The 23626-nt window shown below is 69.9% G+C and carries 21 protein-coding genes and 2 tRNA genes; 4 read left to right on the forward strand and 19 right to left on the reverse strand.

Annotated elements, in window-relative coordinates; genetic code table 11:
• Positions 1–73: 73 nt before the first annotated feature.
• From rpmA to ACJMNC_RS02245, 8 genes are all read right to left on the reverse strand, one after another.
• A complete protein-coding gene (rpmA, locus tag ACJMNC_RS02210; protein ID WP_408946308.1) occupies positions 74–337 on the reverse strand; it encodes a 50S ribosomal protein L27 in 264 nt (87 codons plus the stop codon).
• A gap of 33 nt (positions 338–370) precedes the next feature.
• A complete protein-coding gene (rplU, locus tag ACJMNC_RS02215) occupies positions 371–682 on the reverse strand; it encodes a 50S ribosomal protein L21 (RefSeq protein WP_408946309.1) in 312 nt (103 codons plus the stop codon).
• Between the two features lie 205 nt (positions 683–887).
• Positions 888–4217, reverse strand: coding sequence for a translation initiation factor IF-2 N-terminal domain-containing protein (locus ACJMNC_RS02220; RefSeq protein ID WP_408946310.1), 3330 nt, complete (start codon positions 4215–4217; stop codon positions 888–890).
• A gap of 317 nt (positions 4218–4534) precedes the next feature.
• A complete protein-coding gene (gene ndk / locus ACJMNC_RS02225; protein ID WP_408946311.1) occupies positions 4535–4951 on the reverse strand; it encodes a nucleoside-diphosphate kinase in 417 nt (138 codons plus the stop codon).
• A gap of 68 nt (positions 4952–5019) precedes the next feature.
• Positions 5020–5388 carry a hypothetical protein gene (locus ACJMNC_RS02230; protein ID WP_408946312.1) on the reverse strand — a complete coding sequence of 123 codons (369 nt, stop codon included), beginning with the start codon at positions 5386–5388 and terminating at the stop codon, positions 5020–5022.
• A 193-nt stretch (positions 5389–5581) separates the two neighbouring features.
• Positions 5582–6001: a DUF4233 domain-containing protein gene (locus ACJMNC_RS02235; protein ID WP_408946313.1), complete on the reverse strand. Its 420-nt coding sequence runs from the start codon at positions 5999–6001 to the stop codon at positions 5582–5584.
• A complete protein-coding gene (gene folC, locus ACJMNC_RS02240) occupies positions 5998–7449 on the reverse strand; it encodes a bifunctional tetrahydrofolate synthase/dihydrofolate synthase (protein WP_408946314.1) in 1452 nt (483 codons plus the stop codon). The genes ACJMNC_RS02235 and folC overlap by 4 nt, the downstream gene beginning before the upstream one ends.
• On the reverse strand, positions 7446–10109 hold the full coding sequence (locus ACJMNC_RS02245; protein WP_408946315.1) for a valine--tRNA ligase: 2664 nt from the start codon (positions 10107–10109) through the stop codon (positions 7446–7448). Before ACJMNC_RS02245 ends, folC begins: the two co-directional genes overlap by 4 nt.
• 147 nt (positions 10110–10256) lie before the next feature.
• Between ACJMNC_RS02245 and helR the strand changes: the two genes are divergently transcribed.
• Complete coding sequence (helR, locus tag ACJMNC_RS02250; RefSeq protein WP_408946316.1) at positions 10257–12392, forward strand: RNA polymerase recycling motor ATPase HelR; 2136 nt, start codon at positions 10257–10259, stop codon at positions 12390–12392.
• A 42-nt stretch (positions 12393–12434) separates the two neighbouring features.
• Here helR and ACJMNC_RS02255 read toward each other — a convergent pair whose 3' ends face one another.
• The 3 genes from ACJMNC_RS02255 to ACJMNC_RS02265 all read right to left on the reverse strand — a co-directional run bounded on the left by ACJMNC_RS02255 (position 12435) and on the right by ACJMNC_RS02265 (position 14376).
• The gene (locus tag ACJMNC_RS02255; protein ID WP_408946463.1) at positions 12435–13049 is read right to left on the reverse strand and encodes a molybdenum cofactor guanylyltransferase; all 615 of its coding nucleotides are present in this window, start codon (positions 13047–13049) and stop codon (positions 12435–12437) included.
• A 71-nt stretch (positions 13050–13120) separates the two neighbouring features.
• Positions 13121–13744 carry a superoxide dismutase[Cu-Zn] gene (sodC, locus tag ACJMNC_RS02260; RefSeq protein ID WP_408946317.1) on the reverse strand — a complete coding sequence of 208 codons (624 nt, stop codon included), beginning with the start codon at positions 13742–13744 and terminating at the stop codon, positions 13121–13123.
• Between the two features lie 53 nt (positions 13745–13797).
• The gene (locus ACJMNC_RS02265; RefSeq protein WP_408946318.1) at positions 13798–14376 is read right to left on the reverse strand and encodes a helix-turn-helix domain-containing protein; all 579 of its coding nucleotides are present in this window, start codon (positions 14374–14376) and stop codon (positions 13798–13800) included.
• A gap of 66 nt (positions 14377–14442) precedes the next feature.
• Between ACJMNC_RS02265 and ACJMNC_RS02270 the strand changes: the two genes are divergently transcribed.
• Positions 14443–15399: an NAD(P)/FAD-dependent oxidoreductase gene (locus ACJMNC_RS02270; protein WP_408946319.1), complete on the forward strand. Its 957-nt coding sequence runs from the start codon at positions 14443–14445 to the stop codon at positions 15397–15399.
• Positions 15400–15450: 51 nt separating this feature from the next.
• Here ACJMNC_RS02270 and clpX read toward each other — a convergent pair whose 3' ends face one another.
• The 5 genes from clpX to ACJMNC_RS02295 form a co-directional block, all read right to left on the reverse strand.
• The gene (clpX, locus tag ACJMNC_RS02275; protein ID WP_408946320.1) at positions 15451–16725 is read right to left on the reverse strand and encodes an ATP-dependent Clp protease ATP-binding subunit ClpX; all 1275 of its coding nucleotides are present in this window, start codon (positions 16723–16725) and stop codon (positions 15451–15453) included.
• A 149-nt stretch (positions 16726–16874) separates the two neighbouring features.
• Positions 16875–17555: an ATP-dependent Clp protease proteolytic subunit gene (locus ACJMNC_RS02280; protein ID WP_408946464.1), complete on the reverse strand. Its 681-nt coding sequence runs from the start codon at positions 17553–17555 to the stop codon at positions 16875–16877.
• A gap of 41 nt (positions 17556–17596) precedes the next feature.
• On the reverse strand, positions 17597–18175 hold the full coding sequence (locus tag ACJMNC_RS02285) for an ATP-dependent Clp protease proteolytic subunit (protein ID WP_408946465.1): 579 nt from the start codon (positions 18173–18175) through the stop codon (positions 17597–17599).
• Between the two features lie 270 nt (positions 18176–18445).
• Positions 18446–19813 (reverse strand): trigger factor, encoded by a 1368-nt coding sequence (gene tig / locus ACJMNC_RS02290; protein WP_408946321.1) that lies wholly within the window; start codon positions 19811–19813, stop codon positions 18446–18448.
• Positions 19814–19907: 94 nt separating this feature from the next.
• A tRNA-Pro gene (locus tag ACJMNC_RS02295) sits at positions 19908–19981 on the reverse strand.
• Between the two features lie 157 nt (positions 19982–20138).
• Here ACJMNC_RS02295 and ACJMNC_RS02300 point away from each other — a divergent pair.
• Both ACJMNC_RS02300 and ACJMNC_RS02305 read left to right on the forward strand, forming a co-directional pair.
• Positions 20139–20212: transfer RNA gene (locus tag ACJMNC_RS02300), tRNA-Gly, on the forward strand.
• Positions 20213–20462: 250 nt separating this feature from the next.
• Positions 20463–21188 (forward strand): L,D-transpeptidase, encoded by a 726-nt coding sequence (locus tag ACJMNC_RS02305; protein WP_408946322.1) that lies wholly within the window; start codon positions 20463–20465, stop codon positions 21186–21188.
• 131 nt (positions 21189–21319) lie between these two features.
• On the opposite strand, the gene ACJMNC_RS02310 is transcribed toward ACJMNC_RS02305, so the two are convergent.
• From ACJMNC_RS02310 to ACJMNC_RS02320, 3 genes are all read right to left on the reverse strand, one after another.
• Positions 21320–22207 (reverse strand): PE-PPE domain-containing protein, encoded by an 888-nt coding sequence (locus ACJMNC_RS02310; protein WP_408946323.1) that lies wholly within the window; start codon positions 22205–22207, stop codon positions 21320–21322.
• Positions 22208–22330: 123 nt separating this feature from the next.
• Complete coding sequence (locus ACJMNC_RS02315) at positions 22331–23140, reverse strand: Fpg/Nei family DNA glycosylase (RefSeq protein WP_408946324.1); 810 nt, start codon at positions 23138–23140, stop codon at positions 22331–22333.
• A gap of 12 nt (positions 23141–23152) precedes the next feature.
• Positions 23153–23623, reverse strand: coding sequence for a ribose-5-phosphate isomerase (locus ACJMNC_RS02320; RefSeq protein ID WP_408946325.1), 471 nt, complete (start codon positions 23621–23623; stop codon positions 23153–23155).
• Positions 23624–23626 lie beyond the last annotated feature (3 nt).

Here is a 23626-nt window from a genome sequence, read left to right on the forward strand (position 1 = left end):
AGCGACAGGGCGGGTCAGGGTGCGTCTGCGACCCTGCCCGCCCTGTCGGGTGGAAAAGCTGTGAACGTCCGGGTCAGACCGCGGCCGAATCCGGGACGATGTTCACGGTCTTGCGGCCCCGCTTGGTGCCGAACTCGACGGCGCCGGAAGCCAGCGCGAAGAGCGTGTCGTCGCCGCCGCGGCCCACGTTGACGCCCGGGTGGAACTTGGTGCCGCGCTGGCGGACCAGGATCTCACCGGCGCTGACCTGCTGGCCGCCGAAACGCTTCACGCCGAGGCGCTGGGCGTTGGAATCGCGACCGTTGCGCGAACTGGATGCACCCTTCTTATGTGCCATCTGTCAATCCTCCTGGATAAAGCGTGAAAGCGATTACTTGATGCCGGTGACCTTGAGGACCGTCAGCGGCTGACGGTGACCCTGACGCTTGTGGTAGCCGGTCTTGTTCTTGAACTTGTGGATCCGGATCTTCGGGCCCTTGACGTGCTCGACGACCTCGCCGGTCACCGAGACCTTGGCCAGCGCGTCAGCGTCGGTGGTCAGGTTCGCACCGTCGACGACCAGCGCCACCGGCAGCGACACGGTGCTGCCCGGCTCGCCGTCGATCTTCTCGACCTTCACAATGTCGCCCTCGGCGACCTTGTACTGCTTACCGCCGGTCTTGACGATCGCGTACGTTGCCATTTCCCGCTGTCCTCTTTACTCATCATCGTGCCGGGGCCGCAGCTATCCCTGCGCCCGGCGGATTGGGTATCTACCTCAGTTCCGGAACCGTCCGGAACCTGCTTCTGCAGCGGCGCACACGAGTACCCGCGCCTGCAGAAGGCGACCCGTCAAGGCTACGGCACGCCGTAGAGACAGGTCAAACCGGCTCGCCGCGGGCCCGGCCTCAGTCCTGAGGCGGCCCGGCAGCCCGCTGACCGCTGCGCCGGCGCGGTGTCCGCTTGACGGCCACCACCGGTTCGGCGGTCTGCTCGGCCACGGTGGTGGCCGGCTCCTCGTCGGCGGTCACCACGATCGGCTCGGCCGGCGGGGTCGGTGCCGCGGCGCGGCGCACGGCCCGCCGGCGACGGGTGGTCGAGACCACCGGCGCGGCCGGCTCGGAACCGGTGTCGGCGGGGGCCGCCTCCGGAGCCGTGTCAGCCGCCGGGGCCTTCTCAGCTGTCGGGGCCTTCTCGGCTGCCGGGGCCTTCTCGGCTGCCCAGGGTTCGCTCGCGTCGTCCTGCGATGCGCTCTCACGCTTCGGCGCGGCGGTGCCGGCCACCTCGCGGCGCACCCGGGTCGACGACCCGGACCCGCTCTCGCGTCGCCCAGAGTCCCGCGTGCGCGACTCCTGCGTGCCCGACTCCTGCTTGTTGCCGATATCGGCAGCGTCGGTGTCCGGCGAGGCGGCGGCCTCGGGCCGGTGCCCGTCCACCGATGCGGCGGCGTGACCGTCCTCCTCGTCGTGGTGAGCCATCGCCTTGAAGAGCGGGTGCTCGGCGGCCGGCTTGTGCGGCTTGGTCTCCGCCGCGGGCTGCGCCTGCGGTTCGGACTTCTTCTTGTTGCGCCGGGACCGCTTGGACCCGGACTCGCCGCGGCCGTCGTCGCCGCCCGAGCGCACCTCCACCGGGTTGGCGTGCACGATCACACCCCGCCCCTGGCAGTGCGTGCAGGTGGTGGCGAAGGCTTCGAGCAGTCCGGTGCCCAGACGCTTGCGCGTCATCTGCACCAGCCCCAGCGAGGTGACCTCGGAGACCTGGTGGCGGGTGCGGTCACGCGAGAGGGCTTCGGTGAGCCGGCGCAGGACCAGATCCCGGTTGGACTCGAGCACCATGTCGATGAAGTCGACGATGATCATGCCGCCGATGTCGCGCAGCCGCATCTGGCGCACGATCTCCTCGGCCGCCTCCAGATTGTTGCGGGTGACGGTGGCCTCGAGGTTGCCGCCGGATCCGGTGAACTTGCCGGTGTTGACGTCGATGACCGTCATCGCCTCGGTGTGCTCGATGATCAGGGTGCCGCCCGAGGGCAGCCACACCTTGCGGTCGAGCGCCTTGGTGAGCTGCTCGTCCACCCGGTACACGCCGAAGGAGTCGGCGGCAGTGGGCGAGCTCTTCTCGAAGCGCTCGACACGTTCCATCAGGTCCGGGGCCACCTGCCCGACGTAGCCGGAGACCAGGTCCCACGACTTGTCGCCCTCGACGACCAGCTTGGAGAAGTCCTCGTTGAACAGATCGCGCACCACCCGGACCAGCAGATCGGGCTCTTCGTAGAGGGCCCGGGTGTTTCCGGATGCCTTCTCGATGTGCTTGGCGGATTCGGCCTCGATCGCCTTCCACTGCTTCTCCAGGCGCTGCACGTCGGCCTCGAGCTCTTCGGCGCTGACGCCCTCGGAGGCGGTGCGGATGATCACTCCGGCCTCGTCGGGAACGATCTTGGCCAGGATCTGCTTGAGCCGCTTGCGCTCGGTGTCGGGCAGCTTGCGGCTGATGCCGGTCGACGTGCCGCCGGGCACGTACACCAGGTAGCGGCCGGCCAGCGAGATCTGCGTGGTCAGCCGGGCACCTTTGTGCCCCACCGGGTCCTTGCTCACCTGGACGACCACCATGTCGCCGGGCTTGAGCGCCTGCTCGATCTTGCGCGAACCGCCGTCGAGGCCGGCGGCCTCCCAGTTGACCTCGCCGGCGTACAGGACGCCGTTGCGGCCGCGGCCGATGTCGACGAAGGCGGCCTCCATGCCGGGCAGCACGTTCTGCACCCGGCCGAGGTAGATGTTGCCGACCATCGACTGCGAGTTCTCGGTGGTCACGAAGTGCTCCACCAGCACACCGTCCTCGAGGACGGCCACCTGCGTGTAGTCCTCGGTGGGCGCATGCGCATCGGCTGCCGCGGCGGCCGGGTCGACGTTGTGCTCGCGCACCACCATCACCCGTTCGACGGCCTCCCGGCGTGCCAGGAACTCCGACTCGGACAGAATCGGCGGACGGCGACGGCCCGCGTCGCGGCCGTCACGCCGCCGCTGGCGCTTGGCCTCGAGCCGGGTGGAGCCGGAGATGCCCTGCACCTCGTCACGCTGACGCTTGGCGCGCGGCTCCCGCTCGTGCACCACGGTGTTCGGCGGATCGTCGGACGACGAGGCATCGTCGCTGTCGGCCCCGCCGCCCTTCCGACGACGGCGACGGCGACGGCGCTTGCTCGACGGAGTCGTCGAATCGGCGTCGCCGTCGGCTCCCTCGCCGCCGGGCTCGCTCCCCTCGGCGCTGTCCCCGCCGGCGTCGCTGCCGCCGGAAGCCTCGGCATCGTCGGTCTTGCCGTCGGCACTCTTACCGTCGGCGTTCTTGCCCTTAACGGGCTTGCCCTCGGCGGCCTTGGTCCCGGAGCGCGTGTCCTCGGAGTTCGTGTCCTGCGGAGCTGCGCTCCCTGACGCTGCGGACTCGTCGGACTGCCCATCGGCGCCCGTGCCGTCGTCGGACTGCCCGGTCTGTCCTTCGCCCTCGGTGCCCTCGGCGCCGTCACCGCGGCCACGACCGCGACCGCGGCGTCCGCGCCGCCGGCGACGCGGACGGTTGCCCTCGCCGGACTCGTCGGCACCCTGGCCCTCGGTCGCCGCGGATTCGTCCGACGCGGCCCGGTCCTGGCCGTTCTCGTCCCGACCGTTCTGATCCCGGCCGTTCTCCTCCCGGCCGACGGCGGGCGCCGGTTCGGGCGTGGTCGGCGGCAGGAACAGCGGTGCGGCCACCTCCACGGGCGCTGCGGGGGCGGCGGGCGTGGCGGCGGGGTCGGTCACGCCGGAGAAGAACAGGCCCTCCGGCTGTCCGGTGCCGGGCACGTCCTTCGACTCGGCCGGCGCTGATGTCGCCGGCGCTGATTCCGCCGGCGCCGGTTCGGCGGGTGCTGATTCGGCGCGCGCCGAATCAGCCGGGGCCGGTTCTGCCTGAGGAGGTTCCGCCTGCGCTGGTTCTGCCGGCGTCGCAGCCGCCTCGGTGGACGGCTCGGCGTCGGCCGCCGGCGCCTCGGCCGGGGCCGCGATGCGGTCTGCGACAGACTGCGCCTCGTCGCGGCTGATGGATGACTGCGCGGTGCGCGCGGCCACTCCGAGCTCCGCCAGGTGTGCCAGTACTTCCCTGCTGGTCAGTCCCAGCGTGCGGGCGAGTGCGTGGACACGCAGTCGGAGCGGAAACTGCTGCGCCGGTCCATCCGCCGAGGTGGCGTCTGCCGGCGACCCGTTATCGGTCACGTGGTCTCCTCGAGACCCCCGGGCGCGTCGGAGCTAACAGCGACGCGGCCACGCGAGGGCCTTCCCAATGTGTGCCGGCCGTGTGCGGCCGGGTGTTGTGTGGTCTTCGCGTCCGCAGACGCCTTGCTGGCGGCGCCATCTGGACGCCTGTTCGACGGCACCGCGTCGGTCGTGAGTAACGACGTTCGCCTGGTGGTCGCATCAACGTCGCCAAAGTGTGACACCGCTGACGGTTCGAGTATCCCACACGTACACCCGATCACCGCACACGACCTACAGACTCGGGGGCTCCGCGGGCCGCGTCGGGGGGTGGAGAATTACTTGTTGAGCTGGGGAAACCAGAGCGCGATTTCTCGTGCAGCCGATTCCGGCGAGTCCGATCCGTGAACGATGTTGAACTGGGTCTCCAGCCCGAAATCGCCGCGGATGGTGCCCGGCACGGCCTTCTCGACCGGGTCGGTGCCGCCGGCCAGCTGCCGGAAGGCGGCGATGGCGCGCTCCCCCTCGACCACCAGGGCCACCACGGGCCCGGAGGTGATGAACTCGAGGAGCGAGGCATAGAAGGGGCGCTCGGCGTGCTCGGCGTAGTGCTCGGCGGCCACCTCGGTGGGCACCTGACGCAGCTCGAGGGCGGCCAGGGTCAGGCCTTTGCGCTCGATGCGGTTGATCACTTCGCCGACCAGTCCACGCTGGACGCCGTCGGGCTTGATGAGAACGAGGGTCTGTTCAGTCACGAGCACACACTTTAGCGGCACCGGCCGCACCGGCCGCGGCGAGTGCCGCCGGTCCGGGCGGGGCCGGGCTACGGGCAGTACTGGGCGTCGACGGCGAAGACGCCGTAGTCGAAGAGTGCGCCGGCGGTGCCCTCGGGGTCGACGACGATCTGCACGCAGGCCCCAGGCGTCGTCGACGCGGTCCGCAGCTCGCTGTCGATCCGCTCCCCGAGCGCCCGGTTGGCGTCCTGGTAGTCGGGCGGCGCCGGGAGCGCCTTCACCACGTTGCCGGGCCGCTGACCGGCCAGCCAGAGGGTGGCATCGCGGGTCGCCAGATAACCGAAGGCGCCCTCGCGCACCGGCATCGGCTCGCCCGGGACGGCGGTCTCCTGCGGTGCGGGTTCGGTGACCGGGCCGGCGTCAGTCGTGTCGGCCGCCGCGGGAGCCGCCAGCGCCACGGAAACTCCGGCCGTCAGCAGCAGCGTTGTCAGAAGGGTCCGTCGGCCGGCACGCGACATAGGTGTCAGTCCTCGCTTGTTGTTCGCAGGTGGGGTCGGGCTGTCGCCATCGATTGTAGCGACAGTCACACTCGGGCCGAGTGTAGCCACTCTCACAGGCCAGGCGGCCGACGCGGCGCGCCCGGGCCGCCGGTCAGGCCTCGTCGGGACGCCCCGACGGCTGCTGCACCGGCCGCTGTCCGGGCAGCTTCCCCGCCTCGATCCGTTTCTCCACGTCGCGTTTGACGTAGGCGATGTAGATCCAGACGCACAGGAAGATGACACCCACCACGGTCACCGACCAGTGGAAGAGCCCGCCGAGGATCACCAGCAGCTGGGCGGCGAGGTTCATCTGCAGCGCCCGCGGGTTCTTCTGCCGGCCCGAGAGCGCGATCAGCAGGATGAAGACCAGGCCCAGGTAGGTCCCGGATGCCCAGGTGACACCGTTGCCGAGGGTGGCAACGACCGGGAACGTGAGGCCCATGACGATGGCCTCGAGGATCAGGGTGCCGGCCATGACCCCGCGGAAGCCCTTCCACGGATCGGTGGGCGGCGGGGTGAACTGCTGAGTCATGACGGCTCCTTGCCGAACAGGGCGCGGCCGGCGCCGGCGGTCACGACCGAACCGGTGATGATCACGCCGCCACCGGCGACGGGTTCATCGTCGGTCTCACCCTCGGGGCCCTCTTCGGCCATCGCGACGGCGGTGGCGACCGCATCGGGCAGGAACGGTTCGACGTGCACCCGGTCGTCGCCGAAGATCTCCACCGCCAGGTCGGCCAGTGCGGAGACGTCCAGGGCCCGCGGCGAGCCGTTGTCGGTGATCACCACGGCGTCGAGGGCGGGTTCGAGTTCTGTGAGCACCCCGCGGGCGTCCTTGTCGCCGAGCACGCCCACCACGCCGATGAGCCGGCGGAAGTCGAACTGGCCGGTCAGCGCCTGCGCCAGCGCCCGCGCCCCGTGCGGATTGTGGGCGGCGTCGACGAAGACGCTCGGTGCGCTGCGCAGGCGTTCGAGCCGGCCGGGGCTGGTGACGGCCGCGAAACCCGCGCGCACCGTCTCCACGTCGAGCTGCTTGTCGGCCCCCGCACCGAAGAAGGCTTCCACCGCGGCCAGCGCGACCGCGGCGTTGGCGGCCTGGTGCTCACCGTGCAGCGGCAGGAAGATCTCGTCGTACACCCCGCCCAGCCCCTGCAGCGTCAGCAGCTGGCCGCCGACGGCGGTGCGTGCCTGCAGCACCGAGAACTCCGAGTTCTGCCGGGCCACGATCGAACCGGCCTCTACGGCGGCACGCAGGAGCACGTCCATCGCCTCGTGCTGCTGGAGCCCGATCACCGTGACCGGATCGTCGGGCACCAGCGCATCCGGGTCGGCGGCACTGATGATCCCGGCCTTCTCGCCGGCGATCAGGGTGAGCGTGTCGCCCAGGTAGTCGGCGTGGTCGAGGTCGATCGGGGTGATCACCGCGACCTTCGAGTCGATCACATTGGTCGCGTCCCACCGTCCGCCCATGCCGGTCTCCACCACGGCCACGTCCACCGGGGCCTCGGCGAAGATCGCATAGGCCAGGGCGGTGAGCACCTCGAACTTGCTCAGGCGCGGACCACCGGCGGCCACCGAGGAGTCGTCGATCATCTCGATGTACGGCTCGATGTCGCGGTAGGCGTCGATGTAGGTGCGCGGGCTCACCGGGGTGCCGTCGACGGCGATGCGCTCGGTGACGCGCTGCAGGTGCGGACTGGTGATGCGGCCGGTGCGCCGATGGTGGGCCAGCAGCAGGGCGTCGACCATCCGGGTCACGGAGGTCTTGCCGTTGGTGCCGGCGATGTGGATCGACGGATAAGCGCGCTGCGGGTTGCCGAGCAACTCCATCAGCGCGCTGATCCGGGTCAGTGACGGCTCGATCCTGGTCTCCGGCCAGCGCGTGTCGAGTTCGGCCTCGAGCACCGCGAGTTCGGCGAGGTCGGCCTCTCCGGGCTGTTCGGCGCCGAACGCCCCGTCACCGGATGCAGTGGTGCTCAACGGTTCTCCCGCTGCTCCAGCTCAGCGATCTTGGACCGCAGCCGGGCGGTCTCGGCCTCGGCCAGGTCACGCCGGGCGCGGATCTTGGCGACCACCGGCTCCGGCGCCTTGGACAGGAACTGTTCGTTGCCGAGTTTGGCGGTGGTGCCCGCCAGTTCCTTCTCCGCGGCGGCGAGATCCTTGGCGGCGCGGGCCTTTTCGGCGGCCACGTCGACGGTGCCCGAGGTGTCGATCGCCACGGTCGGGGTGCAGCCGGTCAGCCGCACCTCCACCGTGGCGGTGGCGGCGAAGTCGTCGCCGGGTTCGGTGAGCTTGGCCAGCGCATCCAAGTACGGCCGCAGATGGGCCAGCTCGTCGTCGAGCCCGCTGATCCGGGCGGCCACCTTCTGGCCGGGGTTGAGGCCCTGATCGCTGCGGAAGCGGCGCACCTCGGTGACCAGCTTCTGCAGATCGGTCACGTGCGCGGCGGCCGCGGTATCGGCCGGTTGTCCCGAGGCGGTGGGCCACGAGGCGAGCACCACCGATTCGCCGCCGGTCAGCGCCTTCCACAGCACCTCGGTGACGAACGGCATGACCGGCGAGAGCGCCCGCAGCAGCGGATCGAGGACGTTCCCCAGCACCAGCGCGGTGCGGGAGGCGGCGTCCTCGCCGCCGGCGATCTGCACCTTGGCCAGTTCCAGGTACCAGTCGCACACCTCGTCCCAGGCGAAGTGATACAGCGCCTCGCAGGCCTTGGAGAACTCGTACGCTTCGAAGCCCTCGTCGACGTCGGCCAGGACCTGATCGAGCCGGTCCAGGATCCACCGGTCGGCGTCGGTGAGCTCGCTGCGCGGCGGCAGTTCGCCAATCCGCGCACCGTTCATCAGCGCGAACCGGGTGGCGTTGAAGAGTTTGGTGGCGAAGTTGCGCGAGCTCTGCGCATGCGACTCGCCCACCGAGATGTCGCTGCCCGGGTTGGCGCCGCGAGCCAGCGTGAACCGCAGCGCGTCGGCGCCGAAGCGGTCCACCCAGTCCAGCGGGTCGATGCCGTTGCCCTTGGACTTGCTCATCTTGCGGCCGTGTTCGTCACGGACCAGACCGTGCAGGAAGACGTCCTCGAACGGCACCACCGCCTTGCGCTCGGCGAAGCCGGCCAGGTCGAGCCTGCCCACGTAGGTGCCGAACATCATCATCCGGGCCACCCAGAAGAACAGGATGTCGTAGCCGGTGACCAGGACGCTGGTCGGATAGAACTTGTCGAGGTCGGCGGTCTGTTCGGGCCAGCCGAGGGTGGAGAACGGCCACAGGCCGGAGCTGAACCAGGTGTCGAGGACATCCGGATCCTGGGTCCAGCCCTCCGGTGCCGTCTCGTCCGGTCCGAAGCACTCGACCTGACCGTCGGGTCCGTACCAGATCGGGATGCGGTGCCCCCACCACAGCTGCCGGGAGATGCACCAGTCGTGCATGTCGTCGACCCAGCCGAACCAGCGCGGTTCCTGGCTGGCCGGATGAATGACGGTGTCGCCCTCGCGGACCGCATCGCCGGCCGCCTTCGCCAGCGCATCGACCTTGACCCACCACTGCATCGACAGCCGGGGCTCGATGGTCTCGCCGGACCGCTCCGAGTGGCCCACACTGTGCAGGTACGGGCGCTTCTCGTCCACCACGCGGCCCTGTTCGGCGAGCGCCTCACGGATCGCGACCCGCGCCTCGAAGCGGTCCATCCCGTCGAACCGCGTGCCGGTGTCGGCGATCCGTCCGGCCTTGTCCATGATCGTGGGCATCGGCAGATCGTGCCGCAGCCCCATCTCGAAGTCGTTGGGGTCGTGCGCCGGGGTGATCTTCACCGCGCCGGTACCGAATTCCGGATCGACGTAGGCGTCGGCGATCACCGGGATCTTCCGGTCGACGAAGGGATGGTCCAGTTCGGTGCCGACCAGCGCCCGGTAGCGCTCGTCGTCGGGGTGCACGGCGATCGCCGTGTCGCCGAGCATGGTCTCCATTCGGGTGGTGGCCACGACGATGTGCGGCTCGTCGTCGTTCATCGAGCCGTAGCGGAAGGAGACCAGCTCGCCCTCGACCTCCTCGAACTTGACCTCGATGTCGCTGATAGCGGTCTGCAGCACCGGCGACCAGTTGACCAGGCGCTCGGCCCGGTAGATCAGTCCGTCGTCGTACATCTGCTTGAAGATGGTCTGCACCGCCCGGGACAGGCCCTCGTCCATGGTGAAACGGTCGCGGCTCCAGTCGACGCCGTCGCCGAGGCGCCGCATCTGGCCCTGGATCGTGCCGCCGGACTCGCGCTTCCACTCCCAGACCTTCTCGATGAAGGCGTCCCGGCCGAGGTCTTCCTTGCTGGTGCCCTCGGCGGCGAGCTGCTTCTCGACGATGGTCTGGGTGGCGATGCCGGCGTGGTCCATGCCGGGCAGCCACAGCACCTCGTAGCCGAGCATCCGCTTGCGCCGGGTGAGGGTGTCCATCAGGGTGTGGTCGAGCGCGTGGCCCATGTGCAGCGAGCCGGTGACGTTCGGCGGCGGCAGCACGATCGAGTAGCCGGGCTTGTCGCTGCCGGAGTCGGCGGTGAAGTAGCCGGCGTCCACCCAGCCTTGGTAGAGCCCTTCCTCATGATCGGCGGGATTCCAGGAGGCGGGCAGCGAGCTCGACGAATCGGGAGTGGTCACAGCGACCATTCTAGGGAAGCCGCGACGCGGGCCCGTGGCCTGTCCTCCCCACTGCTCCCCTTTCAGGCTATCTCTACCGACCGGGCTTGCCGCAAGCCCGGGACGGCCGGGCATAATCGCAGGTCCGTCCTTCGTTTGGAGTGTTCTGTGCCTTCTCCCGACCACCGGCCGCCGGCCTTCTTCGATCTCGATCCGCAGCAGCCGGCCAAGGCCGCCCCGGAACTGATCGCCGGCGACGCCGCACGCTTCTCGGCCGTGGCCTCCGCCACCGAGCGGTCCCTGTCGGTGCTGCGCGAGCGGCTGGCCCGGCTCGAGGCGACCCCGGCGCGGGCCGGCCGGGAGGCCGCCGAACGCGATGCGGAGATCCGCGGACTGTATGCGCGGATCGGGCTGCTGAGCCGGCGCAGCGCGGATCTGTGCCTGGGCCGGATGACCCCGGCCGACGGCGGCGAGCCGGTGTACATCGGCCGGCTCGGGGTGCTCGGCGAGGACGGCGAGCCGCTGCTGATCGACTGGCGCACGCCGGCGGCCGAGCCCTTCTTCGCCGCGACCGTCGCCGAGCCGCGCGGCCTGGTCTCCCGGCGCCGCTACCGCTGGACCGGCGGCCGGGTGGTGGACTACTGGGACGAGGCGCTCACCGCCGACGCCACCGGTGCGGCCCTGGACCCGCAGTCGTCGTTCCTGGCCGGATTGGGGGCTGCGCGCACCACCGAGATGCGTGATGTGCTGGCGACGCTCGCCGCCGACCAGGACGCGATCGTGCGGGCATCGTCGCGCGGCGCGCTGGTGGCCGACGGCGGACCGGGCACCGGTAAGACCGTGGTGGCCCTGCACCGGGCCGCCTATCTGCTGTATGCGGATCCGGCGGTGTCCAGTGCCCGCGGCGGAATCCTGTTCATCGGGCCGCACCAGCCGTACTTGAACTATGTGGCCGGGGTGCTGCCGGATCTGGGCGAGGAGGGCACCGCCTTCGCCACCCTCGCCGATCTGGTGCCCGAGGGCGCGGTGGCGGTACCCGAGCCCGATCCGGCGGTCAGCGCCCTCAAGAGCACCACCGTGCTGATCGACGCGATCGCGCCGGCAGTGCGCTTCTATCAGCAGCCGCCCACCGAGCCGCTCACGGTGCAGACGGAGATCGCGCAGGTCACCGTCCCGGCGGCGGTGTGGGCGCAGGCCTTCGAGGCGGTCGAGCCCGGTACCCCGCACAACGAGGCCAGGCAGGTGGTGTGGGACGAGCTGCTCGAGTTGCTCACCGACGGGCAGACCCCGGAGATCGCCGCCCTGCTGCGCCGGGCGATCGTCGCCGAGGGCTCGATCCGCAAGGAGCTGCGCCGGGCGTGGCCGCTGATCGAACCGGGACAGCTGGTGGGCGACCTGTTCTCGGTCCCGGCCTACCTGGCGATGGCGGCGCCGAAACTGAGCGCCGAGCAGGTGGCGCTGGTGCAGCGCCGCGATCCGCAGGCCTGGACCGTCGACGACCTGCCGCTGCTGGACACGGCGCGCAGGCTGCTCGGCGATCCGCAGTACGAGCGGCTGCTGGCCCGGCGACGCCGCGAGGAGGCCCGACGCCGGGCCGGGATGTCCCGGGTGATCGACGATCTGCTCGCCGGCGACGACGGCGAGGGCCTGGTCCAGCAGTTCGCCGGCGGTGGTCTGGCCGAGCTGACCGTCGACCAGAACGCCCTGGCGCAGCCCGGCCACGACCGGCTGGCCGGCTCGTTCGCGCATGTGATCGTCGACGAGGCGCAGGAGCTGACGCCGGCGCAGTGGCAGATGCTGCGCAGCCGCTGCCCGTCGGGCAGTTTCACCGTGGTCGGCGACCGGGCGCAGGCCCGGGCCGGTTTCCCGGAGTCGTGGGAGGACCGCCTCAGTGCCGCCGGGCTGCGCCAGATCCGGGTGTCCGGACTGCATCTGAACTACCGCACACCGGAGGAGGTGATGACCGTCGCGGCCGAGCAGATCCGGACCGCGCTGCCCGACGCCAATATTCCGGAGTCGGTGCGCCGCAGCGGGATTCCCGTGCGATACGGCCGTCGCGAGGAGCTCGATGCGGTGCTGCGCGACTGGCTCGCGAGCCACGACGGGGTGGCTGCGGTGATCGGCGCCGACGCCGATCCGGGGCTCGATCGGGTCACCGCGCTCAGTCCGGAGATGACCAGCGGACTCGAATTCGATCTGGTGGTGGTCGACGACCCGGCGGCGTTCGGCACCGGTCTGCCGGGCGCCGTGGCCCGCTACATCGCTTTCACCCGCACCACCGGCGAACTGGTCGTGCTGGGCTGACCCTCCACCACGAGACTGCGGCCGCTCGCGGCGAGCAGTCGGTCAGCCGGCGTTCTCGCGCAGGCGATGCAGATCCTCGGGTGCGTCGACGTTGGTCAGCCAGCGCGGATTGCTGATGCCCACCCGGTGGGTGACGATCGCGTCGACGGCGCTGAGCATCCGCAGCTCGCCGTCGGCGATCAGTCCCAGCAGCGTCGGCATCACCCGGGTGCGGTAGATCCCGGCCATGGGATGATCGCGGCCGCCGTCGCGGACGATCACCGCGTCCACCGACGGGGTCAGTGCGCGCAGCAGTTCGTCGATCAGCTCCGGCTCGATCAGCGGCATGTCGGTGGCGCAGACGAAGGCCGCCGGGGCACCGGCGCCGGCAGCCACGTCCAGGGCCGCGACCAGTCCGCCGAGGGGGCCGGTGCCGGCTTCTTCGGCGGTGACCCACTGGTAGTTCGGGGATTCGCCGAGCTGTCCGTAGGCGGCCGACGTCTGCGCCGCCGTCACCAGCACCGGAGCACAGCGCTGGGCCACCACGTCCACCACGGTGTCGAGCATGGGCCGGCCCTGGAAGTCCAGTGAGGCCTTGTCCTGCCCCATCCGGCGGGAACGGCCGCCCGCGAGAACGATCCCGGCCAGATTCAGATGCTGGTGCGTCATGGCGCTCATTGTGCCCGGCGCCGCCGCCGAAAAGGCCGCTTCGGTCACACCCGCACCATCTACGCCGACCCTCGGGGAGCTCAGGAACCCGAGCCGGCGGAGATGACCCCGCAGGCCACCCGCGAGCCGGCATCGCCGGTCATCATCGTCTTCTCATCGGCGCCGGGGGTGCCGTCGTTCTGCTTGTACTTGTCGGCCGGGATGTTGCCGAAGTTGTCGGCGCCGGAGTGGATGATGATCGCCGTGCCCGAGCCGGCCTCAAGATCCTCACGGGTGAAGCCGTCGGTGGTGGTCTCGAGCAGGGCCGAGCCGTCGGAGCGGACCTGCAGCGAGGTCAGATCACCGCTCATCGGATGGCCCTCGTGGCCCGGCGCCTGGAAATGCCCTCCGGCCGAGTTGAAGTCGCCGACCTCTCCCCCGCCCGGCGCCTGCGAGTTCGGCTCGCATGTGCCCACCGAGTGGATGTGCAGGCCGTGGAAGCCCGGCGAGAGCTTGCCCGGCTGCGTCGTCTTCACCTCGACGGTGGCGTAGCCGTCCTCGAAGTCGATCTCCGCGGTCGCGATCTCGGTGCCGGTCGCGTCCTTGATCGGGACCTTCAGTTCGGAGTCGTCGTCGTCCGAGCCTCCGCACGCGGTCAGGGCGAGCGCCGTCGCCGCCGTGAGCAGTACTGCGGACAGAGACCGGGTGCGGTGTCGGGAAGCCATGCCTCCACGGTAGTCCTCGACACGGCTGACACAAGGGGGCGACGACAACCGGCTCAGGCAGGCCGGGCACGGACGTGGGCGCGTTCGCCCTGCTTGCCGAACAGGGTGAGCAGTTCGACCGGCCCGTCGGTGGTAGCCCCGAACCAGTGCGGCGTGCGGCAGTCGAATTCGGCGGCCTCCCCCGCGGTGAGCAGCAGATCATGCTCGCCGAGGACCAGCCGCAGCCGCCCGGCGAGCACATAGATCCAGTCGTAGCCCTCGTGCACCCGGAGCCCGGGACTGTCCACGTCGGCGGTCGCCGCCGGGATCACCAGCTTGAACGCCTGAATGCCGCCGGGGCGGCGGCTCAGCGGCAGCACCACCCTGCCGCACTCGTCGACCACCGGCCGGATGGCCACCCGCGGGTCGCCGGTGGCGGGGGCGTCGACGAGCTCGTCGAGGGTCACGCCGTAGACCCGGGCCAGCGGCAGCAGTTGCTCGAGAGTGGGCCGGCGCAGACCCGATTCCAGGCGGGAGAGCGTGCTCGCGGAGATCCCCGTCTGCGCGGCCAGGTCGGTCAGGGTCACCTCGCGCCGGGTGCGCAACTGCTTGAGCCGGGGCCCCACGGCATCGAGGGTTCGATCGTCGTCCATGACTCCACTTTGCCATTCGGCAAGAAAGTTTGCCATCGTGGCGAGGACGGGCTCATCATCGTCGGCATGACCACCACAGCAGACACCAGCACCGCATCCGACCGCCACGACGAGGTGATCGTCATCGGCGCGGGCGCCGCCGGACTCAGCGCCGGCCTCACCCTGGCCCGGGCCCGCCGACGCATCACCGTCGTCGACGGCGGCGCTCCGCGCAACGCCCCGGCCTCCGGCATCCACGGCCTGATCGCCGCCGAGGGCATCGCCCCCGCCGACTACATCGCCCGCGGCCGCGCCGAGGTGACCGGCTACGGCGGGCGGATCATCGACGGCCGGGTCCAGCGCATCGAGGCCGCCGCCGACGGCTTCAGCGTGACCCTCGACGACGGTCGCACCCGGTCGGCCCGCACCGTCCTGATCGCCGCCGGGGTCCGCGACGAACTCCCCGACGTCCCCGGTCTGGCCGACCACTGGGGCACCGCCGTCCTGCACTGCCCCTACTGCCACGGCTGGGAGGTCCGCGACCGTCGCATCGGGGTGCTGGCGACCGGCGCCCTGTCCTGGATGCAGGCCCTGATGTTCCACCAGTGGAGCCCGCACGTCACTCTGCTCACCGGCGCCGTGACCGTCACCGACGACCAGCTCGCCACCCTGAGCGCCGTCGGCGTCCGGGTCGAGCAGGACCGGGTCGACGCAGTGCTCGACGACGGGCACGGCACTCTCACCGGGGTACGACTGTCCGGCGGCGCCGTCGTCGAGCTCGACGCCATCGCGGTGCACTCGCACATCCATGCCAACACCGACATGCTCGCCGGCCTCGACGTAGTCGTGGAGGAGAACGACTTCGGCACCTACCTCGCCACCGACGCCGACGGCCGCACCCCGGTACCGGGGCTGTGGGCGGCCGGCAACATCCGCGACCAGATGGCTCAGGTCACCAGCTCCGCGGCCGACGGCGTCTTCGTCGCCGCCCGCCTCAACACCGACCTGGTCCTGCGCGACGCCGAAACTGCGCGGCAGAGCTGAGATGCACTCAGCGCGCGGCCCGGAGGCCGCGCGCTGAGGCGAGGGGTGAGATCAGGCCGACTTCTCGCGCGGCTCCCGCTTCTTCCGCGGCACCACCGTCGGCAGCACGTTGTCGTTGACCGTCTCGGCGGTCACCACCACCTTGGCGACGTCGGTGCGGCTGGGAATGTCGTACATCACCGGCAGCAGCACCTCCTCCATGATGGCGCGCAGCCCGCGGGCACCGGTGCCGCGGTGGATGGCCTGATCGGCCACCGCCTCGAGCGCATCGTCGGAGAACTCGAGCTCCACGTTGTCCATCTCGAAGAGCTTCTTGTACTGCTTGACCAGTGCGTTCTTCGGCTCGGAGAGGATGGAGACCAGGGCCTCCTTGTCCAGGTTGGTCACCGAGGCGATCATCGGCAGACGGCCGATGAACTCCGGGATCAGCCCGAACTTGATCAGGTCCTCCGGCATCACCTCGGCGAAGTGATCGGTGGTGTCCACCTCGTTCTTGCTCGACACCTCGTTGCCGAAGCCGATGCCGCGCTTGCCGACCCGCTCGGAGACGATCTTCTCCAGACCGGCGAAGGCGCCGGCCACGATGAACAGCACATTGGTGGTGTCGATCTGGATGAACTCCTGGTGCGGGTGCTTGCGCCCGCCCTGCGGCGGCACCGACGCCTGGGTGCCTTCGAGGATCTTCAGGAGCGCCTGCTGCACGCCCTCACCCGAGACGTCGCGGGTGATCGACGGGTTCTCGCTCTTGCGGGCGACCTTGTCCACCTCGTCGATGTAGATGATGCCGGTCTCGGCCCGCTTGACGTCGTAGTCGGCGGCCTGGATCAGCTTCAGCAGGATGTTCTCCACGTCCTCACCGACGTAGCCGGCCTCGGTCAGCGCGGTGGCGTCGGCGATCGCGAAGGGCACGTTGAGCATCTTCGCGAGCGTCTGCGCCAGGTAGGTCTTACCGCAGCCGGTGGGTCCGAGCATGAGGATGTTCGACTTGGCCAGCTCCACCGACTCGGTTCCGCGGGCGTCCTTCTTCTCGCCCGCCTGAATCCGCTTGTAGTGGTTGTAGACCGCCACAGCCAGAGTCCGCTTGGCGGTGTCCTGGCCCACCACGTAGGTGTCGAGGAACTCGCGGATCTCGGCGGGCTTGGGCAGCTCGTCGAGCTTCACATCGCTGGTCTCGGCGAGTTCCTCTTCGATGATCTCGTTGCACAGGTCGATGCACTCATCGCAGATGTAGACCCCGGGGCCGGCGATCAGCTTCTTGACCTGCTTCTGGCTCTTCCCGCAGAACGAGCACTTGAGCAGGTCACCACCGTCTCCGATACGTGCCATCTTCCTCTGCTCCTCTTTCTCCTCTGCGAGTACTTCAACGGTACCCGCGGCCACCGGCCTTCACCGGCTTGCAGCGAACTTCGAGACTACGACGCACCGCACGCTGCAGTGCCCTGCCCGGCCCGGCGTGTCGGCGCCGGGCCGGCCGGTCACTTGCGTGCCGACTTCTTGCGGTATTCGAAGACCTCGTCGACGATCCCGTACTCCTTGGCCTCGTCGGCCGAGAGGATGTTGTCGCGGTCGGTGTCCTTGCGGATCTTGTCCTTGTCCTGGCCGGTGTGCCGGGCCAGGATCTCGTCGAGCCGGTTGCGGATGCGCTCGATCTCGGCCGCCTGGATCTCCAGGTCGGAGACCTGGCCCTGGAAGGCGCCCCCGGTGCGCGGCTGGTGGATCAGCACGGTGGCGTTGGGCAGCGCCGCCCGCTTGCCCGGGGTGCCGCCGGCCAGCAGGATGGCCGCCGCCGACGCCGCCTCGCCCAGGCACACGGTGACGATGTCGCAGTGCACGTACTGCATGGTGTCGTAGATCGCCAGCATGTCCGGTACGCTGCCGCCGGGCGAGTTGATGTACATGGTGATGTCGCGGTCCGGGTCCTGGCTCTCGAGCACCAGCAGCTGGGCCATCACGTCGTTGGCCACCGTCTGGTCGATCGGGGTGCCGACGAAGACGATGCGCTCCTCGAAGAGCTTGGCGTACGGGTCGTACTGCCGCTGACCGTTGGGGGTGTTCTCGATGAACTGCGGCAGGATGTAGCGCGCCTGGATCTGCTTGAGCGCGATCGCCGAGTCCGGGATGCCGGCGCGGACCTCGGCCGGAAGGGAGTTGTACATGGATGCTCCGATGTTCATGGGCTGACGGGGTGGTGCCGGGTTCACTTGCCGGGGCTGGCGACCGAGGTCACCACGTGGTCGACGAGGCCGTACTCCTTGGCCTCCTCGGCGCGGAACCACTTGTCGCGGTCGGCGTCGGCCTCGATCTTTTCCAGCGTCTGGCCGGTGTGATCGGCGTTGAGCTGGTTCATCTCCTTCTTGGTCAGCGCGAACTGCTCGGCCTGGATCGCGATGTCGGCCGCGGTGCCGCCGATGCCCGCCGACGGCTGGTGCATCATGATGCGCGCGTGCGGCAGCGCATGCCGCTTGCCCTTGGCGCCGGCGGTGAGCAGGAACTGGCCCATCGAGGCGGCCATGCCCATCGCGTAGGTCGCGACGTCGCACGGGGCCAGCTGCATGGTGTCGAAGATGGCCATGCCGGCGGTGACGCTGCCGCCGGGCGAGTTGATGTACAGGTTGATGTCACGGTCCGGATCCTCGGCCGCGAGCAGCAGGATCTGTGCGCAGAGGCGGTTGGCGATGTCGTCGTCGACCTGGGTGCCCAGGAAGATGATGCGCTCGCGCAGCAGGCGCTCGAAGACCGAATCGGTCAGATTCAGTCCGGCCGCGCCCGAGGTCATGCTGGGCGGCGTGTAAAGGTTGCTCACTGTTGTCGTCCCTATCTGTAGCGAAAGTGACCACCGGCGCGGATCCTTCCGGCCGGAAAGCTGTCACCGACATTAATCAACTCGGGGCCCGCGGGTGTTCCCCACACGCCCTCGATTCGCTGAAAGCGGAACACTTACGCCCACAGCGGAATCGGTCGGGTCCGGCACCCGACGGATGCGACAGCCGGGACCGGAAGCGATTCCGGTCCCGGCTGCGCGGGTGCGATGGTCCTCGCGGGAGGATCAGGCGTCGTCGCCCTCAGCGTCCTCGTCGGCCTCGGCGTCCGCGTCGTCGCCGCCGAAGAACTTGGCGGTGTCGATGGTCTCGCCGTTGCTGTCGGTCACGGCGACGTCGCCGATGACCTCGGCGAGCGCCTTGTTGCGCCGGACGTCGGCGTACAGGGCGCCGATCTGGTTGGCGTTCTGCAGCTGCTGGATGAACTCCTGCGGCGCGATGCCGTAGCGCTGGCTCTGCATCAGGATCTGCTGGGTGAGCTCGTCCTGCGAGACGTCCACATCCGACTCCTCGGCGATGGCGTCGAGCAGCAGCTGGGTGCGCACCGACTTCTCGGCCTCGGCCTTGGACTCGGACTCCCACTCCTCACGGCTCTTGCCCTGCGCCTCGAGGAACTTGTCCACCTGGGCGGCGTCGTGGCCCAGCGCGTGCACCAGCTGATGCTGGGTGGCCTCGACCTCTTCCTCGACGATCTTCTCCGGCAACGGGAACTCCACCTGCTCGAGCAGCAGCTCGAGGACGGCGTCGCGGATGGCGCCGGCCTGCTCGTACTTCTTGCTGTCGGCGACCTGCTCGCGCAGGCTCTCACGCAGCTCGTCGACGGTGTCGAACTCACTGGCCATCTGGGCGAACTCGTCGTCGAGCTCGGGCAGCTCGCGCTCCTTGACCGACTGCACGGTCACGGTGACCTCGGCCTCGGCGTCGGCGTGCTCACCGGCCACCAGCTTGGTGGTGAAGGTGGTGGACTCGCCGGCCTTGAGGCCCTGCAGCGCCTCGTCCAGGCCGTCGATCAGGTTGCCGCTGCCCACCTCGTGGGACAGACCCTCGGTGGTGGCCTCCTCGACGGTCTCGCCGTCGACGGTGGCGGTCAGGTCGATGGAGACGAAGTCGCCGTCGGCGGCACCGCGCTCGACCCCGACCAGGGTGCCGAAGCGCTGCTGCAGCGAATCGAGCTCGGCCTCGACGTCGGCGTCGGCCACCTCGACCGGATCCACCTGGACCGCCAGCGACGAGAACTCGGGCAGGGTGATCTCCGGGCGGATGTCCACCTCGGCGGTGAACTTGACCGGCTCGCCGTAGGTCAGTTCAGCCAGATCGATCTCCGGCTGGCTGATGGCCTTGGTCTCGGTCTCGGCGATCGCCTGGCTGTACTTGGCCGGCAGCGCGTCGTTGACGACCTGCTCGAGCACGGCCTCGCGGCCGACCCGGGCCTCGATGATCTTGGCCGGAGCCTTGCCCGGACGGAAGCCCGGGATCCGGATCTGCTGCGCGAGCGCCTTGTAGGCGCGGTCGAAGTCGCCGGAGAGTTCTTCGAACGGAACCTCGACATTCAGCTTGACTCGGGTCGGGCTCAGCTGCTCGACGATGCTCTTCACGACGTTGGTGCTCCTTTTAGTGCGTACCCATCAGGGTGGCTTGTTCCGTGCTCGTGCAAGTGGCTCCCACCAGGGGCTCAGCCGCCTGCTGGAGTCGGGATGACAGGATTCGAACCTGCGACCCTCCGCTCCCAAAGCGGATGCGCTACCAAGCTGCGCCACATCCCGCGGTCCGGCGCCGACTGACGAGCGTCGCGACCAACCGCCCATAGTACGGGGCGGCCGGCCCTCGCCCCGAATCCGGGAGCGGTTTTCCGATCGCACCGGCAGTGCAGTAGAGTCGGTGCTCGCACGACGGTCCGCCCTGCGGCGACCCGGCGCGCACGCGGGTGTAGCTCAATGGTAGAGCCCTAGTCTTCCAAACTAGCTACGCGGGTTCGATTCCCGTCACCCGCTCCACTCTCCGCCGCCCCGGTCACCCGGGGCGGCGGAACTGTTCACGGAGCAGCCTCCGCCGCAGCGACGGGTCGGACAAGCTGGACATACACTCCCACCGACACGCCTCGTGCCACCGATCACATCGGCCGGGGACCCGCCAGGTCAGCCGCGTTTCGCCGGTGCAGGCGACGCGGCGGACTCACCAAACCGTCTGGACCGAAGGCAACAGTTGTGTAACGATACTGTGTGTGCGTCTCGGGGGACGCCTTCCATGATCGCGAAAGAAAGTTCTGACCCAGTGTTCTCAGTCAAGACTTCAGCCCGGCGCAAAGCCGCGGCCCGGTTCGTCGCCGTCGGTGTGAGCGCAGCGGCTCTGTCGCTGGCGGTTCCCGCCGTCTCGAGCGCCGCACCGGTGACCGTCATCCCGGGTGGACCGACCATCGAGGTGCCCGAGCTGCCCAATCTCGAACTGCCCGGCGCCCCGACCAAGCCGAAGCCCAAGTCGACGCCGAAGCCCAAGCCCAAGACCACCGAGCCGGCCAAGCCGAACGTTCCGGCCATGCCGAACGTGAAGACCTCCACGGGCTACGTGGCGCTCGCGGTGGACGGCGCTCACACCATCTACTGGTGGAAGAACGGCGAGTTCATCAAGGAGATGCCGATCTCCATGGGCTCCAACGCCCACCCGACTCCCAACGGTGTGTACCACACCAAGGAGAAGTACCGGGACATGTACATGGACAGCTCGACCTACGGCGTGCCGGTGGACTCCCCCGAGGGCTACCGCACCTACGTCGAGTACGCCACCCGCATGTCGTGGGATGGCATCTTCATCCACGCCGCTCCGTGGTCGGTGCAGCAGCAGGGCAACACCAATGTGAGCCACGGCTGCATCAACGTGAGCACCGAGAACGGCAAGTGGGTGTACGACAACGTCGGCCGTGACACGCCGATCGTGGTGCGCGGCACCGTCGGCGGCCAGTACACCGGCGACTAGTCGACGCCCCGCCCGCGCTCGGCTGAGCGCCGGCCGCGGACCGCAGGTCCGTGACGTCACAGACACAGTGTGGCCCCTTCCGAGACATTCGGGAGGGGCCACACTTCGTATCCGCGGACGGGGTCCGCGGCTCAGACGATCATGCGTTCGCCGAGCGTCGCCTGCACCTGCAGGTGCCCGGCCAGGACCTGGCAGGCCGTCGAATCGGGATCGGTCAGCGGTGCCCGGCGATACGGTTCGGCCGCATAGCTCACATGCCTTCCGCCGGTCCGGTTGGTCAGCCGCCACCGGCCCAGCCGCCAGCCGGCGGGCAGATAGCCCAGGACCTCGCGGGCGGCGACGCCCAGCCGCGCCGCATCGCGCCACCACTGGCGCGGGGAGAATCGGGTCAGCGCCGCATTCTGCATGCGTCCGCTGCGGATCCGGGCCGCGGCGTCGCCGAGCCAGTGCCGTGGTTGCAGCAGCGAGAGCGACGGGGTGAGGTCGGCGATGTCACGCACCAGCGAATCGGGGCTGGCATTGCAGATCACGTCGTCGTCGGCCCCCACCCAGAAGACCGGCAGTCCGGCGGGCAGATCGGGGCCGGGTCCGGCCACTCCCCAGCCGTCGGCGCCCGGTACGGCGCCCGGTGGCTGGTGCGGATCGGCCACCAGGCCCACCGCTGACACCTTCCGGGCCAGTTCGGCGCCCCCGGGGCCGGCCAGTGCCGTCCGGATCACCACGGCGCCCTGCGAGTAGCCGATCAGCATCACCGGTACGCGGGCCGCCGCGATCTCGGCGCTCAGCCGCTCCACCCCCAGGGCCACCGAATCGAGGTAGCTGATTCCCTCCCGGTCGGGAGACGGGCCGTAGCTGGCCGGATAGGGCACCCAGCGGCCGACGAAGCGCTCGTCGAGAGCATCGGTGACGGCGGCCAGCATGCCGGTGACCGCGGTGCGCTCATCGCCGGGATACGACTCCCCCGTGCCGCCCACGGCGAGCACCAGCACCTGCGGGGCGGTCTCGCTCGTGGTGATCATGGCGTCCAGCCTGCCCGCCGAGGCTGGGCGTGGCCCGCCCGGGCCGCTGAGGATCGGCTGAGAATCGGAGGCAGCCGGGGAATCGGTGACAGCCGGGGAATCGGAACCAGGTGGGACTCGCGGTCAGTGCTGGCAGACCGGACACCAGAAGAGGTTGCGCCCCTCCAGTTCCCGCCAGGCGATCGGGCTGCCGCAGATCCGGCACGGCTCGCCGGCCCGGCGGTAGACGTAGGTGCGCGGCCGGTCGGGTGCATACGCGGGGGCACCGTGGTCGTCCTCGGGCCGGATCACGTGGATCTGACCGCGGCGGGCGCCGACGGCCATCAGGTCCACCAGATCCGCCCAGAGTTCGTCGTACTCCTGCCGGCTGATCGACGTACCTGGCCGCATCGGGTCGATGCCGGCCCGGAAGAGCACCTCGGCGCGGTAGATGTTGCCGATCCCGGCGATCACCTTCTGATCCATCAGCAGGGCGCCGATCGGCCGCGACGACCGGTGCACCCGCTGCCAGCCGTCGCCGGGGTCGGCGTCGGCGCGCAGCGGGTCAGGTCCGAGGCGGGCCAGCAGCGCGGCCAGATCCTCCGGGGTGTAGAGCTCGCAGGCGTTGGGTCCGCGCAGGTCGGTGCCGATCGTCGCGCCCTCCAGGCGCATCCGCACCTGCCCCACCGGATCGGCCATCGGGACCGGCTGTTCGGTGAAGGTCCCGTAGATCCCCAGGTGGATGTGCACCATTCGCCGGGTGCCGCGCGCCCCGTCGTCGTAACGGTGGATGAGGTGTTTACCCCACGCCTCGGCCCGCCGGAACACCAGCCCGTCGAGCAGCGCCGCCTCCGGCCCGAACCGGCCCTGCGGACTGCTGACCTTCAGTCGCTGGCCGGCGAACTGCCGCTGCTGGCGCCGGGCCAGCCGGTGCAGCGCATGTCCCTCGGGCATGCGGCGGACCGATCAGGCTCCGGGCAGGTGGTTCTCGCCGGTCCGCTCGTAGTCGGCGAGCAGATCGATGCGGCGCTGGTGCCGCGGCTCCTCCGACCAGGCGGTGGTGACGAAGGCGTCGACGATGGCCAGCGACTCCTCCTTGGAGTGCATCCGGCCGCCCAGACCGATCAGCTGGGCGTTGTTGTGCTCGCGGGCCAGCTGCGCGGTCTCCACGCTCCACGCCAGGGCGCAGCGCGCGCCCTTGACCTTGTTCGCGGCGATCTGCTCGCCGTTGCCGCTGCCGCCGAGGACGATGCCCAGGCTGCCCGGATCGGCGACCACGCGCTCGGCGGCCTCGATGCAGAACGGCGGATAGTCGTCCTGGGCGTCGTACTCATGGGCGCCGCAGTCGATCACCTCGTGGCCGGCGGCCCGCAGATGATCGGCGATCTCATTCTTGCGTTCGAATCCGGCATGGTCGGCACCCAGGTAAATCCGCATGAG

Origin of the sequence: Gordonia sp. VNK21, assembly GCF_046098115.1 — a bacterium.
Lineage (GTDB): Bacteria > Actinomycetota > Actinomycetes > Mycobacteriales > Mycobacteriaceae > Gordonia.